At 63.9% G+C, this 16,801-nt stretch carries 1 protein-coding gene; it reads left to right on the top strand.

The window, feature by feature from the left end:
* Positions 1-22 precede the first annotated feature (22 nt).
* On the top strand, positions 23-16,357 hold the full coding sequence (locus BUQ73_RS18690) for a toxin C-terminal domain-containing protein (protein WP_079229188.1): 16,335 nt from the start codon (positions 23-25) through the stop codon (positions 16,355-16,357).
* Positions 16,358-16,801: the final 444 nt, after the last annotated feature.

The raw sequence follows: 16,801 nt of genomic DNA, 5'->3' as shown, positions 1-16,801 counted from the left end.
GCTGCTGACCTGAGGTCGTTACATGGACGTTCGCCAATTCGCCTTCCTGGTTCGCCTGCCTTCTGCCGCCGTGCAAGCACGCGACACATTCTGTGGCATGCCCAAGCGTGCGCTGGCCTTGCTGCTGGCCAACGTCATGTTCTGGCAGCCGCTGTGGGCCCAGGCCGAAGGTATTGCGGTCAGCGCGCCAGGCACGGGGCTGGCGCAGGCAGGCAATGGCGTACCGATCGTCAACATCGCCGCGCCCAATGGCAACGGCCTGTCGCACAACCAGTTCAAGGACTACAACGTCGATGCGCAGGGGCTGATCCTCAACAACGCGACGGATCGCACGCAGAACACCCAACTGGGTGGCATCATCGTCGGCAACCCGAATTTCTCCGGTCGTGCCGCCGATATCATCCTCAATGAGGTCAACGGCGCCAATCCGAGCCAGCTGCGCGGTTACACCGAAGTGGCGGGCAAGGCCGCGCACGTCATCGTGGCCAACCCCCATGGCATCAGCTGCGATGGCTGCGGCTTCATCAATACCCCGAAAGTGACCCTGAGCACGGGTACGCCAGTGATCGAGAACGGCCAGTTGCGCCGTTACCAGGTCGATCAGGGTGCCATCGCGATTCAGGGCGCGGGGCTCAATGCGAGCAATGTCGACCAGTTCGAGATCATCACCCGGGCAGCGCAGATCAATGCGCAGATCCAGGCGAAGAAATTGGCGATCGTCGCCGGGCGCAACGATGTCGATGCCCAAACGCTGACGGCCACCGCGCGGGCGGCCGATGGCAGCACGGTGCCGCAGTTGGCGATCGACTCCTCGGCCCTTGGCGGTATGTACGTCGATACCATTCGCCTGGTCGGCACCGAGGCAGGCGTGGGGGTGAAGCTGGCCGGCGACATGATTGCCGGGGGAGACATCCAGATCGATGCCAATGGCCAGTTGAACCTCGGCCAGGTGTCCGCCGGCGGCTCGCTTGCTGCCAAGGCACGGGGTGTCGATGCCCAGGGGACCGTGTACGCGGGCAAGGACCTGGCCATCAGCGCCCAGGGCGAGTTGCGCAACCAGGGTAATCTGGCCGCGCGTGACAGCGTGAGCCTCGACAGCAAGGGGCGGGTGCTCAACCAGGGTGTCATCGAAGCCGGGGTCAACGCCGACAACAGCCGCAACACCCAAGGTGATGTGCGCATTAGTGCGCAGTCGTTGGACAACAGTGGCCATACCCTGGCCGCCAGTCGGGACGTTGTGGTCACGGCCAGCGAACTGGCCAACCAGGGGGGTACCCTGAGCGCCGGGCGCAATGCCCAGCTTGAGGTCGCCCGGGTGGACAACCAGAACCACGGGCGTGTGCTCGCTGGCTCCAACCTTGGCGTCAACAGCCAGAGCCTGCTCAACGGGCAGGGCGGGCTGTTGGGCAGCAGCGGTGCATTAAGTGTCAGCAGCACCAGCCTGATCAACCGCAATGGCGAATTGTCGGGCCTGGGGCAAGTCACCCTGCACGTGGCAACGCTGGACAACGTCGCCGGTCTGGTGGCAGCCGGGCAAGCACTCGACCTGTATGCCGCGGGCCTTCTCGACAACCGCAACGGTGGCCAGCTCACCAGCAAACAGCGCCTGACGGCGAGCGTCGGCAGCCTTGATCAGCAGGGCGGCGGGCGCCTGGTCAGCGATGGTGACCTGAGCCTCGACCTGCGTCGCGGGCTGTTGGACAACCGCAGTGGCGTGATCAACGCCAGCGGGCAGCTGACCCTGAGCAACCTCGATGGCGTCGATAACCGTCAGGGTGAAATCGCCAGCCAGCGCGCCTTCAACGTCAGCGCAAGCAGCCTCGACAACGGTGCAGGCAAACTGTTGAGTGACCAGGGCCTGACCTTGAGCATTGCCCGTACCCTCAGCAACAGCGCGGGCCTGATTGCCGCCAGTGGCCTGTGGCTTGATGCCGCCAGCCTGCTCAACGACCAGCAAGGCATGATCAGCAGCCAGGCAGGCCTGGATGCCCATTTCAGTGGTGCCCTGAACAACCACGACGGTAACCTGACCGCGCAGGGTGACATGCGGCTCGCGGTCGGCAGCCTGGACAACGGTGCCGGCCGCCTGCACGGCCAGGCCGGTGTCAGCCTGGACCTCAACCACGGCAGTTGGAACAACCAGGGCGGCCTCGTCACTGCACCGGGCCCGCTGCAGCTGCTCAACCTCGCCTCGGTAGACAACCAGGGCGGCGAAATCTCCAGCGTGCGCGGTTTCGAACTGCGTGCCGAGCGACTGGACAACCGTTCTGGCAAGCTCAAGAGCGAGGGTGACCTGGGGCTGGTAGCCTCAGGCGGGCTGGATAACCGTGGCGGTGAGGTGGTGGGCGCAAACCTCGGCCTCGACCTGGGGCCGCTGGACAACCAGGGCGGCCGGATCCAGGCCATCGACCGTTTGCAGTTGAATGCAGCAGGTGTCGATAACCGTAACGGCATCCTGGCCAGCGGCGCAAACGTGGCGCTGACTACAAATGAGTTGGATAACCGCTCCGGCAAGCTCACCAGCGGTGGCGACCTGACGGCCACCTTGGCAGGTGACTTGCTCAACCAGAGTGGCCTGTTCAGTGCCGGTGCCAACCTGCAACTGACCGGCGCCAACCTTGTCAACCAGCAGGGCGAACTGGCAGCCGGGGCCACGTTGCAACTGCGTGCCGCGCAACTGGATAACCGCAACGCCGGGCGTGTGCACGCTCAGAATGTGCAGGCCAGCGTCAGCGGGCTGATGCAGGCCGGTGGCGGGCAGCTCTACAGCCAGAACGACCTGATCCTGGACTTGAATCACGGTCACTTGAACAACCAGGGCGGCCTGCTCAACGCTCCGGGGCAGTTGCTGCTGCGCAACCTGGACAGCGTCGATAACCAGGGCGGCGAGATCTCCAGCCGCCAGGCTTTTACCGTGGACGCCAGCAGCCTGGACAACCGCGGCGGCAAGCTGCTCGGCGAGCAACTGCTGACCCTGCGTATCGCCAGGGCCATGGACAACGCGGCCGGGCTGGTTTCTGCGGCGCGGCTGGAAGCGCAGCTGGGTGGCCTCGACAACAGCCAAGGCAATCTGAACATACGCGATGACCTGACACTGGCCGTCGAGGGTACGCTGAACAACGTCGACGGCAAACTGCAGGCCGGAGAAGGCCTGATTTCTGCTGGCACGTTGGACAACCGCAACGGTCGGATCCAGGCAGACCGTAACCTGAAACTCACTAGCGCAGCAGAGGTGCACAACGGGGCCGGTCATATCAGTGCCGGCGACCAGCTTTCCCTGCGTGGCGCGCAACTGAATAACCAGCAGGGTGCGGTGTTCGCAGGCAATCATCTTGGCCTGGTGCTTGACGGCACGCTGAGCAACGCCAATGGCACGCTGCGCGGCGAACGCAGCCTCGACCTGCAAGCCGGAGTGTTGGACAACAGCAGTGGCGGCCGAGTCAGCAGTGGCGAACGGCTCGATGCAACGCTGGGCGCTCTTGACCAGCACGGTGACGGGCAGTTGCTCAGCCAGGGTGCACTCACCCTCGACCTGAACCAGGGGCGCCTGGACAACCAGGGTGGGCGGTTGAATGCAACCGGTCGCCTGCTGCTGAACAATGTCGCGTCGGTCGATAACCGCGGTGGCGAAATTTCCAGCAACCTCGGCTTCCTCCTGGCTACCGATGCACTGGACAACGGCGCTGGCAAGCTGCTCAGCGAGCAGGGTCTGACCTTACGTATCGCCCGTGTGCTGGAAAACACCAAAGGCCTGGTTTCGGCGGACCAGCTGGATATCCGCGCGGGTGCCTTGGTCAACCAGGGCGGTAGCATCAGCACCAGCGGCGCGCTCGCGCTACATGCCGAAGGTACCCTCGACAACCAAGGCGGACAGTTGCTGGCCGGCGAGGCGACGATCAGCGCCGGTTCGCTGGATAACCGGCAGGGCCTGGTCCAGAGCGACCGTCAGTTGACCATCGACAGCCTCGGCGCAGTGGACAACCGCCAGGGGGCGCTGTACGCCAGGCAAGCGGCCGAACTCAACGCCGCCAGCCTGGACAACCGCGCAGGCAAACTCAGCAGTGACAGCGGCCTGACCGCATGCATCAGCGCTCAACTGCTCAACCAGGCCGGCCTGGTCGACAGTGCGGGTGACCTTTTGCTCAATGCGGGTGCCACCGACAACAGCTTGGGTGGCAGCATTCACAGCAGCGGGCAGCTGGAGGCCTCGGTCGCCAGCCTGGACCAGCATGACGGTGGCCGGCTTTACGGCCAGGCGGGTGTCACCCTCGACCTGAACAATGGCTACTTGAACAACCAGGGCGGGCTGATCAACGCGCCAGGCCAGTTGCTGCTGAAGCAGCTTGCCAGCGTCAGCAACCAGGGCGGTGAAATTTCCAGTGGCCAGGCTTTCGAACTGGCCGCCAGCGACCTGCTCAACGGCGGCAAGGTCCTCAGCGAGCAGGGCCTGATCCTGCGCATCACCCAGGCTCTGGACAACACCCTGGGGCAGATCAAGGCCGCTTCGCTGGATGTTCACGCGGGCAGCCTGGTAAACCGCGAAGGTAGCCTGGAAGCCCGCGAGGGTCTTGACCTGGCCGTCGACGGCGTGCTGAACAACCAGCAAGGGCGCGTTCTTGGCAGCAGCGTTGCGCTGACCAGTGCCGAGCTGAACAACAGCGCCGGGCTGGTGCAAGCCGACACGCGCCTGGCCCTGCGCCAGACCGGTGCGGTCAGCAACCGCAATGGGCAGTTGCTGGCTGCCAATGCGCTGAGCCTGGAGGCCGCCAGCTTCGATAACGGCCAGGGTCGTGTTGCCAGCGATGGCACGATGGCGCTGGCCGTTAGCGGTCAGCTGCTGAACCTGGGGGGCGTGCTGGGTGCCGTCGGGGCCCTGCAACTGCGCGCCGACAGCTTGTTCAACACCGCTGCCGGGCGAATCACCGGCAAGCATGACATCGCAGTCGATGCTCGCCAGTTCGACAACCGCACTGGCAACGTGGTCGCGACCGGGCAACTGCGAGTGCAGAGCCACGCGCTGGACAACCGTCAGGCCGGCCTGCTCAATGCCGGCAACGGCATGACACTCGCGGTCGAGCGGCTCGACAACCGCGCGGGCCAGATTGCCAGTGTTGCGGACCTGGACATCAACGGCGAGTCCCTGGACAACAGTAGCGCCGGCCAGGTTGTCGCCAATGGCACCCTGCAGCTGACCCTGTCGCGCCTGGACAACCAGGCCAAGGGCATCATCTCCGGCCAGCGCGCCGTGGCCATCATTGCCGGGCAGATGGACAACAGTGCCCAAGGCAGCCTGTATGGCAAGACTGGCGTTTCACTGCTGCTGAAGGGGGGGGGTGGGAGCGGGCAACTGAACAACCGCCAGGGCGCGATTCGCAGCGATGCCGACCTGCGCCTCTCCACGGCGCAGGGCATCGGCAACCAGGGGGGCGAGCTGCTTGCTGCCGGTGCCTTGGCGCTTTCCAGCCTCAGCCTCGACAACGCGGCCGGGCGCATCGCCGCCAATGGTTCGATGACGTTAGGTACTGGGGCTTTCAACAACCAGGCTGGGCGCCTCATCAGCCTCGACCAACTCGACCTGAATGCCGGGCAGGTAGACAACCTGGGCGGCACGATTGCCAGCGTCAAGGCACTCACGGCCTCGTTGCGCGGCCTGGACCAACGCGGTGGCGGCGAGCTGTACAGCAACAGCGCCCTGACTCTGGACCTGAATCAGGGCTTGCTGAACAACAGTGGAGGCCTGATCAACGCACCGGGGGCACTGGTGCTGCGCAACCTGTCCACAGTCGTCAACCGGGGCGGCGAGATCTCCAGCGAGCAGGCCTTCGGCCTGCTGGCCGACAGCCTCGACAACAGTGATGGCGGCCTGCTCAGCGACCAGGCCATCGATCTGGACATCCGTCAGGCATTGCTCAACGCCGACGGTCAGATCACCGCCAACGGCCTGACGGCCAAGGCCGCCAGCCTGGACAACAGCAATGGCCTGTTCAGCAGTGGCGCCAACCTCGATCTGGCGATCACTGGCGCCTTGCTCAACGCGGCCGGCGAAGTCTCCGCCGCTGGAGTCAACAAAGTCGCAGCCCAGTCCCTGAGCAACGACCGGGGCCAGGTCATGGGTGATGTTGCCCTCGACCTGCAGGTGGGCGGCGCACTGTCCAACCAGGGCGGTACCTTGGGCGCCGGGCGCGAGCTGCAGGTCACTGCCGGCAACCTGGACAACAGTGGCAATGGCAGCCTGGTCAGCGACGGCAGCCTTGGGCTGAGCGTCGCAGGCCTGCTGGATAACCGGAACGGCGGCAGCATACTCAGCAAAGGCGCCATGGCGCTGCAGGTCGAGCGCCTCGACAACCGTGGCGGCCGGCTGGCCGGGCAGAACGCCCTGACCTTCAGTGGTACGTCGCTGGACAACCGTGGTGGGGTCGTGCGCGCCAACCAGGGCATGCAGCTGCACCTGGCGCAGCTGGACAACCGCGAAGGCCTGCTCAGCGGCGTACAGGCGCTGGAGCTCGATATCGGTGAGCTGCTCAACCAGGGCGGCTTGGTCAGCACCAACGGTGGGTTGAGGCTCACAGCCGATTCGGTCGGCAACGGCAAGGGGCGTATCGCCAGCCAGGGCGATCTGTTGGCGAGCATTGGCCTGCTTGAGCAGCAGGGCGGCGAGCTGGTGGCCGAGGGCGAACTGAGCCTGACCGGCGACCAGCTGGACAACAGCGCGGGTGGCTTGGTCGGCAGCCGCAAGGCACTGCGCCTGCAGGTGCAGTCGGTAAACAACCAGGGCGGGGAAATCTCCAGCCAGCAGCAGGTCACGCTCGGCGCCGCGCAGCTGGACAACAGTGCGGGCAAGCTGCTGGCAGGCACTTCGCTGGAAATGACCGTGGCTCGGCTGGTCAACCAGGCCCGTGGCCTGGTGTTCGCCCGCGACATCAACCTGGCCGCTGCCCGACTGGACAACGCTTTGGGTACTCTCGCCGCGCAGCAGTCGTTGCAGGTTCGCCTTGCGGCGCAAGGGGCAGGAACGCTTGACGGCGGCCTCGACAACCGCCAAGGGCGCCTCGGCAGTGAGGGCTCCCTGAGTCTCGACGGCCAACTGCTGGATAACCGCGCCGGGAGTATTTCCAGTGCCGGCCTGCTGCTGGTGAACGGCGCGGCCGGAGTACTCAACCAGGGCGGCGTGGTGGAGAGCGGTCAGGGCCTCAGCCTCACCAGCGCCAGCCTGGACAACAGCGAGCAGGGTCTAATCAAGGGCCAAGGCAATACCACCGTGGTTACCGGACGCCTGGATAACAACCAGGGCGGCCGTCTCATCAGCAGCGCAGACCTGACCCTGAACGCCGGCCAGGTCAGCAATGGCGGACGTATCGCCAGCAATGGCGTGCTCGACGCCAGCGTCACTGGCCTGGTCCAAGACCAAGGCGAGCTGTTCAGCAACCGTCAACTGACCCTGGACCTGAACCGGGGCGCGCTGGTCAACGGTGGCTTGATCAATGCCCCGAGCCTGGCCCTCAAGAACCTCGGCACGGTGCTCAACCAGAGGGGCGAAATTTCCAGTCAGGGCGCGATCGACCTTGCTGCCCATAGCTTCGACAACAGTGATGGCAAGCTGGTCAGCAACCAGCGCCTGGTCTTGCGCGTCGACCAGGTGCTGGGTAATCGCAACGGTCGCATCAGCGGGACGCAACTGGCGCTGGACAGCCAGCGCCTGGACAACAGCGACGGGCTGATAAGCGCCCGTGGCTCGCTTGCGGTTCATGCTGGCGAGTCGTTGCTCAACCGCCGCGGCACCCTGATTGCCGACGATGTGCTCACGCTGGGCAGCGACAACCTCGACAATGGCCAAGGCCAGATTGCCGGCAAGGCGCTGGTCGAACTGAAGACCGGCACCTTTGATAACCAGGGCGGCCAGCTGATAGGCACCGATCGCGTCAGCGTCACCGCCACCCGGGTGGACAACCGCTCTGGTTTGCTTGGCGCGACCCAGGCGCTGGACCTGACTATCGACAACCTGGACAACCGCGCAGGCGAGCTGACCAGCAACAGCGACCTCACTCTCACCGGGCTTTCTCTGGACAACAGTGATGACGGTGTTCTGTTCGCAGGCGGCAAGCTGACACTGGCGGTGCAGCAGGTGCTCAACCGTACCCGTGGCCAACTGCATGGGCAAGCCGTGGAGCTGAGCGGTGCCAGCATGGACAACAGCGGCGGGGCGATCTTCTCGCAGCGGCCACTGGTGCTGAATTTCAGCGGCGAACTGAGCAACCGGCAGGGCATGCTGAGCAGTGAGTCGACGCTGGTGGTCAGCGCTAACAGCCTCGATAACCAAGGTGGCAACCTGGGCAGTGCCGACGACCTGACCCTGACCGTGGCCAAAACGCTCGACAACAGCGATGGCGAACTGCTCACCGATGCTCGACTGCACCTGCGCAGCGCCAGCCTGGTCAACGACCAGGGCAGCATCAGTGCCAAGGGTGCGGTCAGTGTGCAGACCGGTGCCATGAGCAACCGGGGCGGCAGGCTCAACAGCGCGCAGGCCCTCGACCTTGATGCCGGGCAGGTGATCAACGGTGGCAACATCGGCAGCCTCGGCGCGCTGACCGCCACTGTCACCGGGCTCGATCAGCAAGGTGGCAAACTGTCGGGCAATACCAGCCTCAGCCTCGACCTCCAGGGCGGCAAGCTGGACAACCAGGGTGGCCTGATCAACAGTGCCGGCCCGTTGCGGCTGAGCAACCTGGCTGATGTCAGCAACCGCGCCGGTGAAATCTCCAGCGCCCAGGCCTACACCCTCGCTGCCCGTAGCCTGGACAACGACGGCGGCCGTGTACTCGCCAGCCAGGGCCTGAACCTGGTCATCGCCCAGACCCTGAGCAACCTCAAGGGCCTGATCGGCGCCGCCAGCCTGGGCGTCAGCGCAGGCGCGGTGGACAACCGTGGGGGCACCTTCAACAGCCGCAGCGACTTGCAGCTGGGCAGCAGTGGCCTGCTCGACAATGGTCAGCAGGGGCTGATCAGCGCGGCAGGCCAGCTGACCCTGAGCAGTGACAGGCTGACCAACCAGGGCGGGGCGCTACTCGCGGGCCAAGGCCTGTCGCTGACGTCGCGCGCTGTGAACAACCGCGCGGCCGGCCTGATCAACAGCCAGGCGGGTGTGAGCATCAACGCCGACAGTGTCGACAACAGCGGGGGCGAGGTCTCTGCCACACAGGACCTGGCGCTGACCGCCGGTAGCCTGGTAAACGACAGCGGCAAACTGATTGGCGCACGGCAGCTGGTGCTTTCCGCCGCCAGCGTCAGCAACCAGGGCGGCCTGCTGTCCGGTTGGCAGGGACTGAGCCTCAAAGGCGGCAGCCTCGACAACCGCAACCTCGGCACCCTGTCCAGCCGCCAGGGTGCCTTGGACGTACAACTCACCGGTGCCTTGCTCAATGGTGGGGACGGTGCCCTGGTAAGCCAGGGGCGCATGGACGTCGACGCGGCCAGCCTCGACAACAGCGGCGGTGTGCTGTCCAGCGGCGCGGCCTTGCAGCTGGACACGGCCACCCTGGCCAACCTGGGGGGGAGCATCGATGCCCAGCAACTGTTGAGCATCAATGGCAGTGACCTGGACAACCGTGGTGGCCGCATTGCCGGTAATGGCAGCCTGCTGCTCGACCTGCGTGGCAACCTCGACAACAGCGGCGGCACCTTGGTCAGCGCTGAGGAGCTGCAACTGGTGCAGGCCCGACAGGTGCTCAACCATGCTGGCAAGATCGTCAGCCGCAGCGGGCTGGAGCTCAATGCCGGCAGCTTCGACAACGGCCAGTTGGGTACCTTGGCGGCCAAGGAGCAGGTCAAGGTCAATGTCGCATCGACCCTGCGCAATGACAACCAGGGGCTGATCTACAGCGAAAACGCCGATGTCGCGTTGCAGGCGGGCGAACTGCTCAACCAGCAGGGCGAAGTGCAGGGGCGCAGCAGCGTGCTGCTGGACATCGCCGGGGCGCTGGAGAACCGCGGCGGCAAGCTGCTGGCCCAGGGCGGCAACCTGGTGGTGCAGCGGGCCGGCAGCCTGGGTAACCAGGGTGGCATCCTGGCCAGCGTCGCCGGGTTGCTGGACGTCAACGTCAGCGGCCTGCTCGACAACCGGCGCGACCTCGCCGGCAACGGCGGTGTAGTGCAGGGCCAGCAACTGTTGCTGGTGGCCGGCAGCGTTGACAACAGTGGCGGCCGGGTTGCCGCCCAGTCGGGCGATGCACGTATCCGCAGCGCGGCCCTGGTCAATGCGGGCGGTGGTCTGTATGCCAAAGGCCTGGTGCGGGTCGATGCCAGCAGCCTGGACAACAGTGCCGGGCAGCTGGCAGGCAACCGCGTGGAACTGGCGCTCGGCAACATGCTGGCCAATCGCTCGGGCGTTATCGAAAGCGACACGCAATTGCTGGTGTCAGCGGCCGCCGTGGACAACCAGGGTGGCCAGCTGCGCGCCCTGGGCACGGCCGGCAAGAGCGAGTTCCAGATTGGCGGTGGCTTCGACAACCGCAGCGGCAGGGTAGAGGTGGCCAACACCGACCTGACCCTCAACACCAGTGGCCTGAGCAACCTCGATGGCACTGTGCTGCATGGCGGCACCGGCACCTTCGACATTTCCACGGCAAACATCACCAACAGCGGCGGCACCCTGGTCACCCGTGGCGGGCTGACCCTGACAGCGGCCAGCTGGACCAACAGCAGTGTGATCCAGGCCGGGCGCCTGACCGTCAACGTCGGCGAACTGAACCAGACGGCCGGTGGGCAACTACTGGCCTCGGAACGTTTCAGCGGCAGCGGCAACAACTGGAGCACGGCAGGGTTGATCGCCAGTGATGGCGGGCTCGACCTGAGCCTCGCCGGCAGCCTGAATGCCAGCGGGCGTGTCAGCAGCCTTGGAGCCATGAACTTCACCCTCGGCCAGCTGACCATGGGCAACAGCGCCAGCGTCGCCTCCGGTGGCGACGGCACGCTCAACGTCGGCGGCTTGCTGAGCAATGCCGGGCGCCTGACGTCGGCGTCGAGCCTCGCGGTCCAGGCTGGCGGCATCACCAACTACGGTTCGCTGGGCAGCGCCCAGGCCCTGACCCTGACCTCCGGCAACGTGTTGAACCAAGGCGGTTTCATCTACAGCGGCACGGACATGGCGCTGTACGCCCAGAGCCTGACCAACCGCCAGGGCGATATATACAGCCTGGGTGCGATCCGGGTTGCCCGGGATGCCCAAGGCAATCGTTCGGCCCTGCTGGAAAACATCTCCGGGACGATGGAAAGCGTTGGCGATTTCACCATCGCGGCCAGCACCGTCAGCAACAAGCGCGTCGACTTCAGCCTGACCCCGACGGTGCAGTCCGGTTACATCGGCGTGCGCTGCTACAGCTGTTCCAGCTACATGGACGGCAGCGTACAGATTTCGCCGAGCTCGCACCTGGTCTGGGGGCAGACCTACACCTATGAGGCCTTGGGGGCGGTCGAGCAACAGGCAAGCCTGGTGTCGGGACGTAACCTGAGCGTGGCCAGCGATGCGTTCGCCAACTCCAACTCCACGGTTTCCGCCGCCGGTAATATCACCATCAATACCGGCTCGTTTGCCAATACCGGGACATCGCTGAACGGCTACTCGGAGCTGAAGTACATCGACGTTGGCAAGCCCGGCGAGGGGTTGTGGAAGCTTATCGCCCAGTACAACGCCGATAACGACGCCGGCTACACAGGGGGTATCCGCTTCTGGAACGCAGCGGGCAACGAATCGATGGCAGCGATCAACGGCGGGACCCGCTCCGTCGGTAGTGGCAACACGATCTCTTGGGTGAATTTCGCCAGCTTCAGGCTTGACACCACCCAATCGAAAGGCGGCAGCGGTAAATACAAGTACGCCGAATTCATTTTCCCGGCCAACTACGGAAGTGGGCAGCCCAGCAGCGCTCCGGCGGCCATTCAGGCTGCAACGCCGTTCCTCACGCAACGCGTGGAAAATGCCGGTTCCAACTACCTGCCTTCAGTTGTTCAGGCCGGTGGCGCGATTGCCATCACCGCGTCCAGCAACATTTCCAACGGCGTCGAGCGGGCCTACAGCCAAGCGGCCACTGGGGCTGCAAGGGGCCTGAATACCGGTGCCACGGGCACCGGCATGGCGCCGGTGATCGTGCTGAACCGGCAGTTGCCGCCCAACCTCGCCCAACAGCAGATCAACCCGTTGAGCCTGCCGGGCTTCAGCCTGCCGACCAACCCCAACGGCCTGTTCCGCCTGAGCGACCAGGCAGCCAGCGCAGGCCAGGCCAGCCAAGCTGGCAGCGGCGCCGGCAACTGGACCCTAGGTGCTGCCAGCATTGACCTGGCGCAACGCGAGCTGGCGCTGCCGGGCACGACCGGGCGCACCTTGCAGGTGGGCGACAACGCCCAGCTCTGGGCCAGCACGCAGCAACTCTCGGTCGCTGCGCGCGAAGCCGGCACGTTGGGCGCCACCGCGAGTGCGGTCGATGTGTCTGCGGTTGGCAGCGTCAACAACGGCAGCTGGCAGTCGGGCCGTAGCCAGGCCGGTGATGTCACCCGCAGCGATGGCATCGGCAGCCAGACGCCTTCCGGCGATGCCGCCGGCTCGCTCAGCGCCACCGGGCAGTCTGTCGACCTTGCCGGCATCGAGACGAACCGCGACACCCAGGTTGGCGTCACTACGCCGGGCAGTTCGGCAGGCCCGGCGAACGTGCCGGGGCTGGCTTCCGGCAGCCGCGACACTACAGTGGCCGGCCAGTCCGCTGGCCGCACCGACCTGGCGCCGCAGGCCCGTGACGGGCTGACCGATGTGGCCGCCGCGCAACCTGCACAGGTGGCCACCGTCGCCCCCTTGTCGCCGGCCAGCCAGGCCGTGGTTTCGGCGGCCGATCGCCCCGGCACGCCGAGTGCCGACGGCCGCTCGACCGTCGCCTCGCCAGGAAGCGCGCAACCGACGGCAGCGGCCGGGCAGAACATCGACCGGGTGACCGGCCTGCCGGACCGCACTGTCGCGTCCCAGCCGCACAAGTACCTGGTCGAAACCAGCCCCTTGCTCACCGACCTGAAGCAGTTCATGAGCTCCGACTACCTGCTGGCCGGCCTGGGCTACAACCCTGACGAAAGCGCCAAGCGGCTGGGCGATGGCTTCTATGAGCAGCGTTTGCTGCAGCAAGCCGTGGTGGCCGCCACCGGGCAGCGCTTCCTGGCCGGCCAGACCAGCGACGAGCAGATGTTCAAGTACCTGATGGACAACGCCATCGCCAGCAAGCAGCAGCTGAATTTGGCGGTGGGCGTGGGCCTGACCTCGGAGCAGGTGGCGGCGCTGACCCACGACATCGTCTGGCTGGAAGAGGTCACGGTCAACGGCGAGAAGGTGCTGGTACCGGTGCTGTACATGGCCAATGCCAACAACCGCCTGGCGCCCAATGGCGCCTTGGTGGCAGGCAATGACGTCAACCTGGTGGCCGGGCAGGACCTGCTCAACGTTGGCACCCTGCGCGCCAGCAACAACCTGTCGGCCGCGGCCGGCAACGACATCATCAACAGTGGCCTGATCCAGGCGGGCAACCGGGTCGACCTGCTGGCCGGCAACGACATCGTCAACAAGGCCGGTGGCATCATTTCCGGTCGCGACATCAGCATGACCACCCTGAAGGGAGACGTAATCAATGAGCGTTCGGTAACCAGCCAGGTCACCGACGCTGCTCGCCTGCAGATGCGTACCGATTACGTCGACAGCGCCGCGCGCATCGAGGCCGCCAACGACCTGAGCATCAACGCTGGACGAGATTTCGTCAGCGCCGGCGGGGTACTGCAGAGCGGGCGCGACACCTCGATCGAGGCCGGTCGCGACATCCTGCTGGGTTCCGCCGAGTCCATCGACAGCGCCGCCTATGGGCGCACCACCACCCAGTCGGTGACGCAGAACGGCTCCAGCGTCAGTGCCGGGCGCGATTTCACTGCCGTGGCAGGGCGCGACCTCACTGCGGTGGCCAGCCAGATCGAGGCACAGCGCGCCATCGATATCAGCGCCGCTGGTGACGTGACCTTGATGTCGGCGGCAGACGAGACCCATTCGGCGTACACCTCCAAGAAGCTCAAGACCCAGGAAGACCATGTCAGCCAGGTGTCCACCGTGCTGACAGCCGGTGCCGATGTCTCCATCAGCGCCGGCCAGGACCTGGCCCTGAGTGCCAGCCGCATCAGTGCCGGCGACGAAGCCTACCTGGTGGCCGGCGGCCAACTTGCCTTGCTGGCGGCGGAGGATTTGGACTACTCGCTGTACGACAAGAAAAAGAAGGGCAGCTTCGGCAGCAAGTATACCAAGCGCGATGAAGTCACCCAGGTCACCAGCGTCGGCAGTGCGATCAGCACAGGTGGCGACCTGATGCTGGTCAGCGGTGGTGACCAGTTGTACCAGGCGGCCAAGCTCGACAGCGGCGCAGACCTGATCATCGACAGTGGCGGCGCAGTGATTTTTGAAGCGGTCAAGGACTTGCATCAGGAGAGTCACGTCAAGAGCAAGACCAGTCTTGTCTGGAACAGCGCCAAAGGCAAAGGCAACACCGATGAGACACTGCGTCAGAGCCAGTTGCTGGCCAGTGGTGACGTGCTGATCAAGGCCGCCGATGGCTTGAAGATCGATATCAGGCAGGTCGATCAGAAGAGCGTGAGCGAGACCATCGATCTGATGGTCCAGCAAGACCCTCAGCTGGCTTGGCTCAAGGAGGCCGACGCTCGAGGTGATGTTGATTGGCGGCAAGTCAAGGAGGTGCACGATTCCTTCAAGTACAGCCAGTCGGGTATGGGTGTTGCGGCACAGTTGGTCGTTGCGATCATCATCACTTACCTTACTGCAGGCGCAGCCAGCGCTGCCTTGGGTTCTGCGGCTGGTGCGACTGCTGGATCCGGGACGGCCATGGCGGCAAGTGGAACAGCGACGGCCAGTGCCGTAGCCGGCGGCGCGGCAGCGGGTTCGACCGTTGCGGCAGGATGGGCGAATGTGGCGCTTTCCTCGATCGCCGCCAGTGCGGCAAGTGGAGCGACCATCAGCGCGATCAACAATCGTGGCAACTTGAGCCTGGTGCTTAAGGATGTCACGTCCACTGATGCGCTTCGCGGCTATGTGGTTACGGGGCTCACCGCAGGTTTGACTACCGGCGTGTTCGATGACTGGACAGCGACCGAAACGGGAACTTCAAGCGCGCTGCCTAATAGTGGCGCCGTATTGCCGGCGGGAGGGCTTTCCACTTGGGACGGCATTGGTCGCTTTGCAGGCAACCAGCTGCTTCAGAATGGTACTTCGACCGTGCTGGACCGCGCCCTCGGTGGTGACAGCGCGTTGGGTGATGCTCTGCGAAGCAGCCTCGCCAGTACATTCGCAGCTGCAGGGTTCAATCTGGTTGGCGATTTGGGTAGTCGCTTCGATCTTCAGCCGGGAGGCGCCGGCAAAGTTGCACTGCATGCGGTGATGGGCGGGCTGGCCGCGGAGGCGGCTGGAGGCGATTTCAAAACCGGTGCAGTTGCAGCCGGGCTCAATGAGGCGGTAGTGGATACGCTTGCGCAGCACTATGCCGAAATGCAGCCTGAGAAGAAGCAGCAGTTGCTGATAATGAACTCACAATTGTTGGGTGTTTTGGCTGCTGCTGCGGTCAACGGTGATGGCGACAGTTCGCAGATGGGCGCGTGGGTGGCAAGCAACTCGACGCAATATAATTACCTTACACATGAAGAAGTTCAAAATAAGGACGCGGAAGAAAAAGCCTGCCTGGATGATGGGTGTGTTCAGGATACTAGAGAGAAATATGCGCAGTTGGATGAGGCTCGCAATAAAGAGTTGGCCGACGTGTGTCGTAAAAATCCTGGGCAGTGCGAAGATATTTCCGCGAAGCTCAGTGCTGACGAGCCGAAACTCAGAGCGTTAGCTAAAGAAGCATCTGCTCGAGGTGAGTTTGGCGCATCTGTTGTCATCGGCTATGTGATTAGCAGTAGTAATCAAGACGCGCAGAATATTATCGCAAGTGAACTGGGCGCGCTCAAAGGAGGAGATGAGAGCCGGCTCCTTTCCATGATAGGCTCGACGTTGCTAAACGCGACCATGGGCGGTCGCTCGGTCGTTACAAAACAACCTGTGTACAGGACTACAAAAGAGGCTAAGGTAGCAGCTGAGGCGTTAGGGTATCAGAAAATAAGCGAAACAGTTCATGGCGGCCAAGCAGTGTTCCGTAAGGGCAAAACCTACATTACGAGAGATTTGGATGGGCACAATGGAGGTGCATGGAAAATGGCCGGTTCAGTAAAAGCCCTGGAAAGTAAGTCAACACGTGACGGTACCTTTGATAAAAATTTGAATCGTATCGGTGATTGAATGAGCGATAGAGTAGACTGGGAAAATCGAGGCAAGACAGTGGCGGAGCTTATCGCTGAGCTTAAGACGTTTGGCGACCAGCACCTTAAGGTTGAAATGTCTTTTGATGAGGGAGAAACAACAAGGCCGATTAGTCTTGTCGTCAAGCGAGAAGGCAAGTGCCTTTTATTGCATGTAGATTCGTCGGGTCAACCATGATAGTGACGGTGGTTCGTATGTCACACCATCAAACTCTGGATTTAAGAATGATGAATTGGAGCTTGAGTTTAAGCTGGAGGGGGAGCGCTTAGTCAAAGGTTTGAGGGATGAACTCGGGCCAGATTTTTCTGTGTTCCTTAAGATTTAAGCTCTGTACGTAAAGAAGTGTCGCAAACATCGTATGGGATTTTGAGCTGGTTCTGCACGAAAAGCTATGTCACAACCGCATTGAAAAGGCCCCTCGCG

It is taken from the genome of Pseudomonas putida (assembly GCF_002025705.1).
GTDB classification, from domain to species: domain Bacteria; phylum Pseudomonadota; class Gammaproteobacteria; order Pseudomonadales; family Pseudomonadaceae; genus Aquipseudomonas; species Aquipseudomonas putida_J.
Note: the sequence above shows the minus strand (reverse complement) of the source record. Positions and strands in the feature narration are given on the sequence as shown.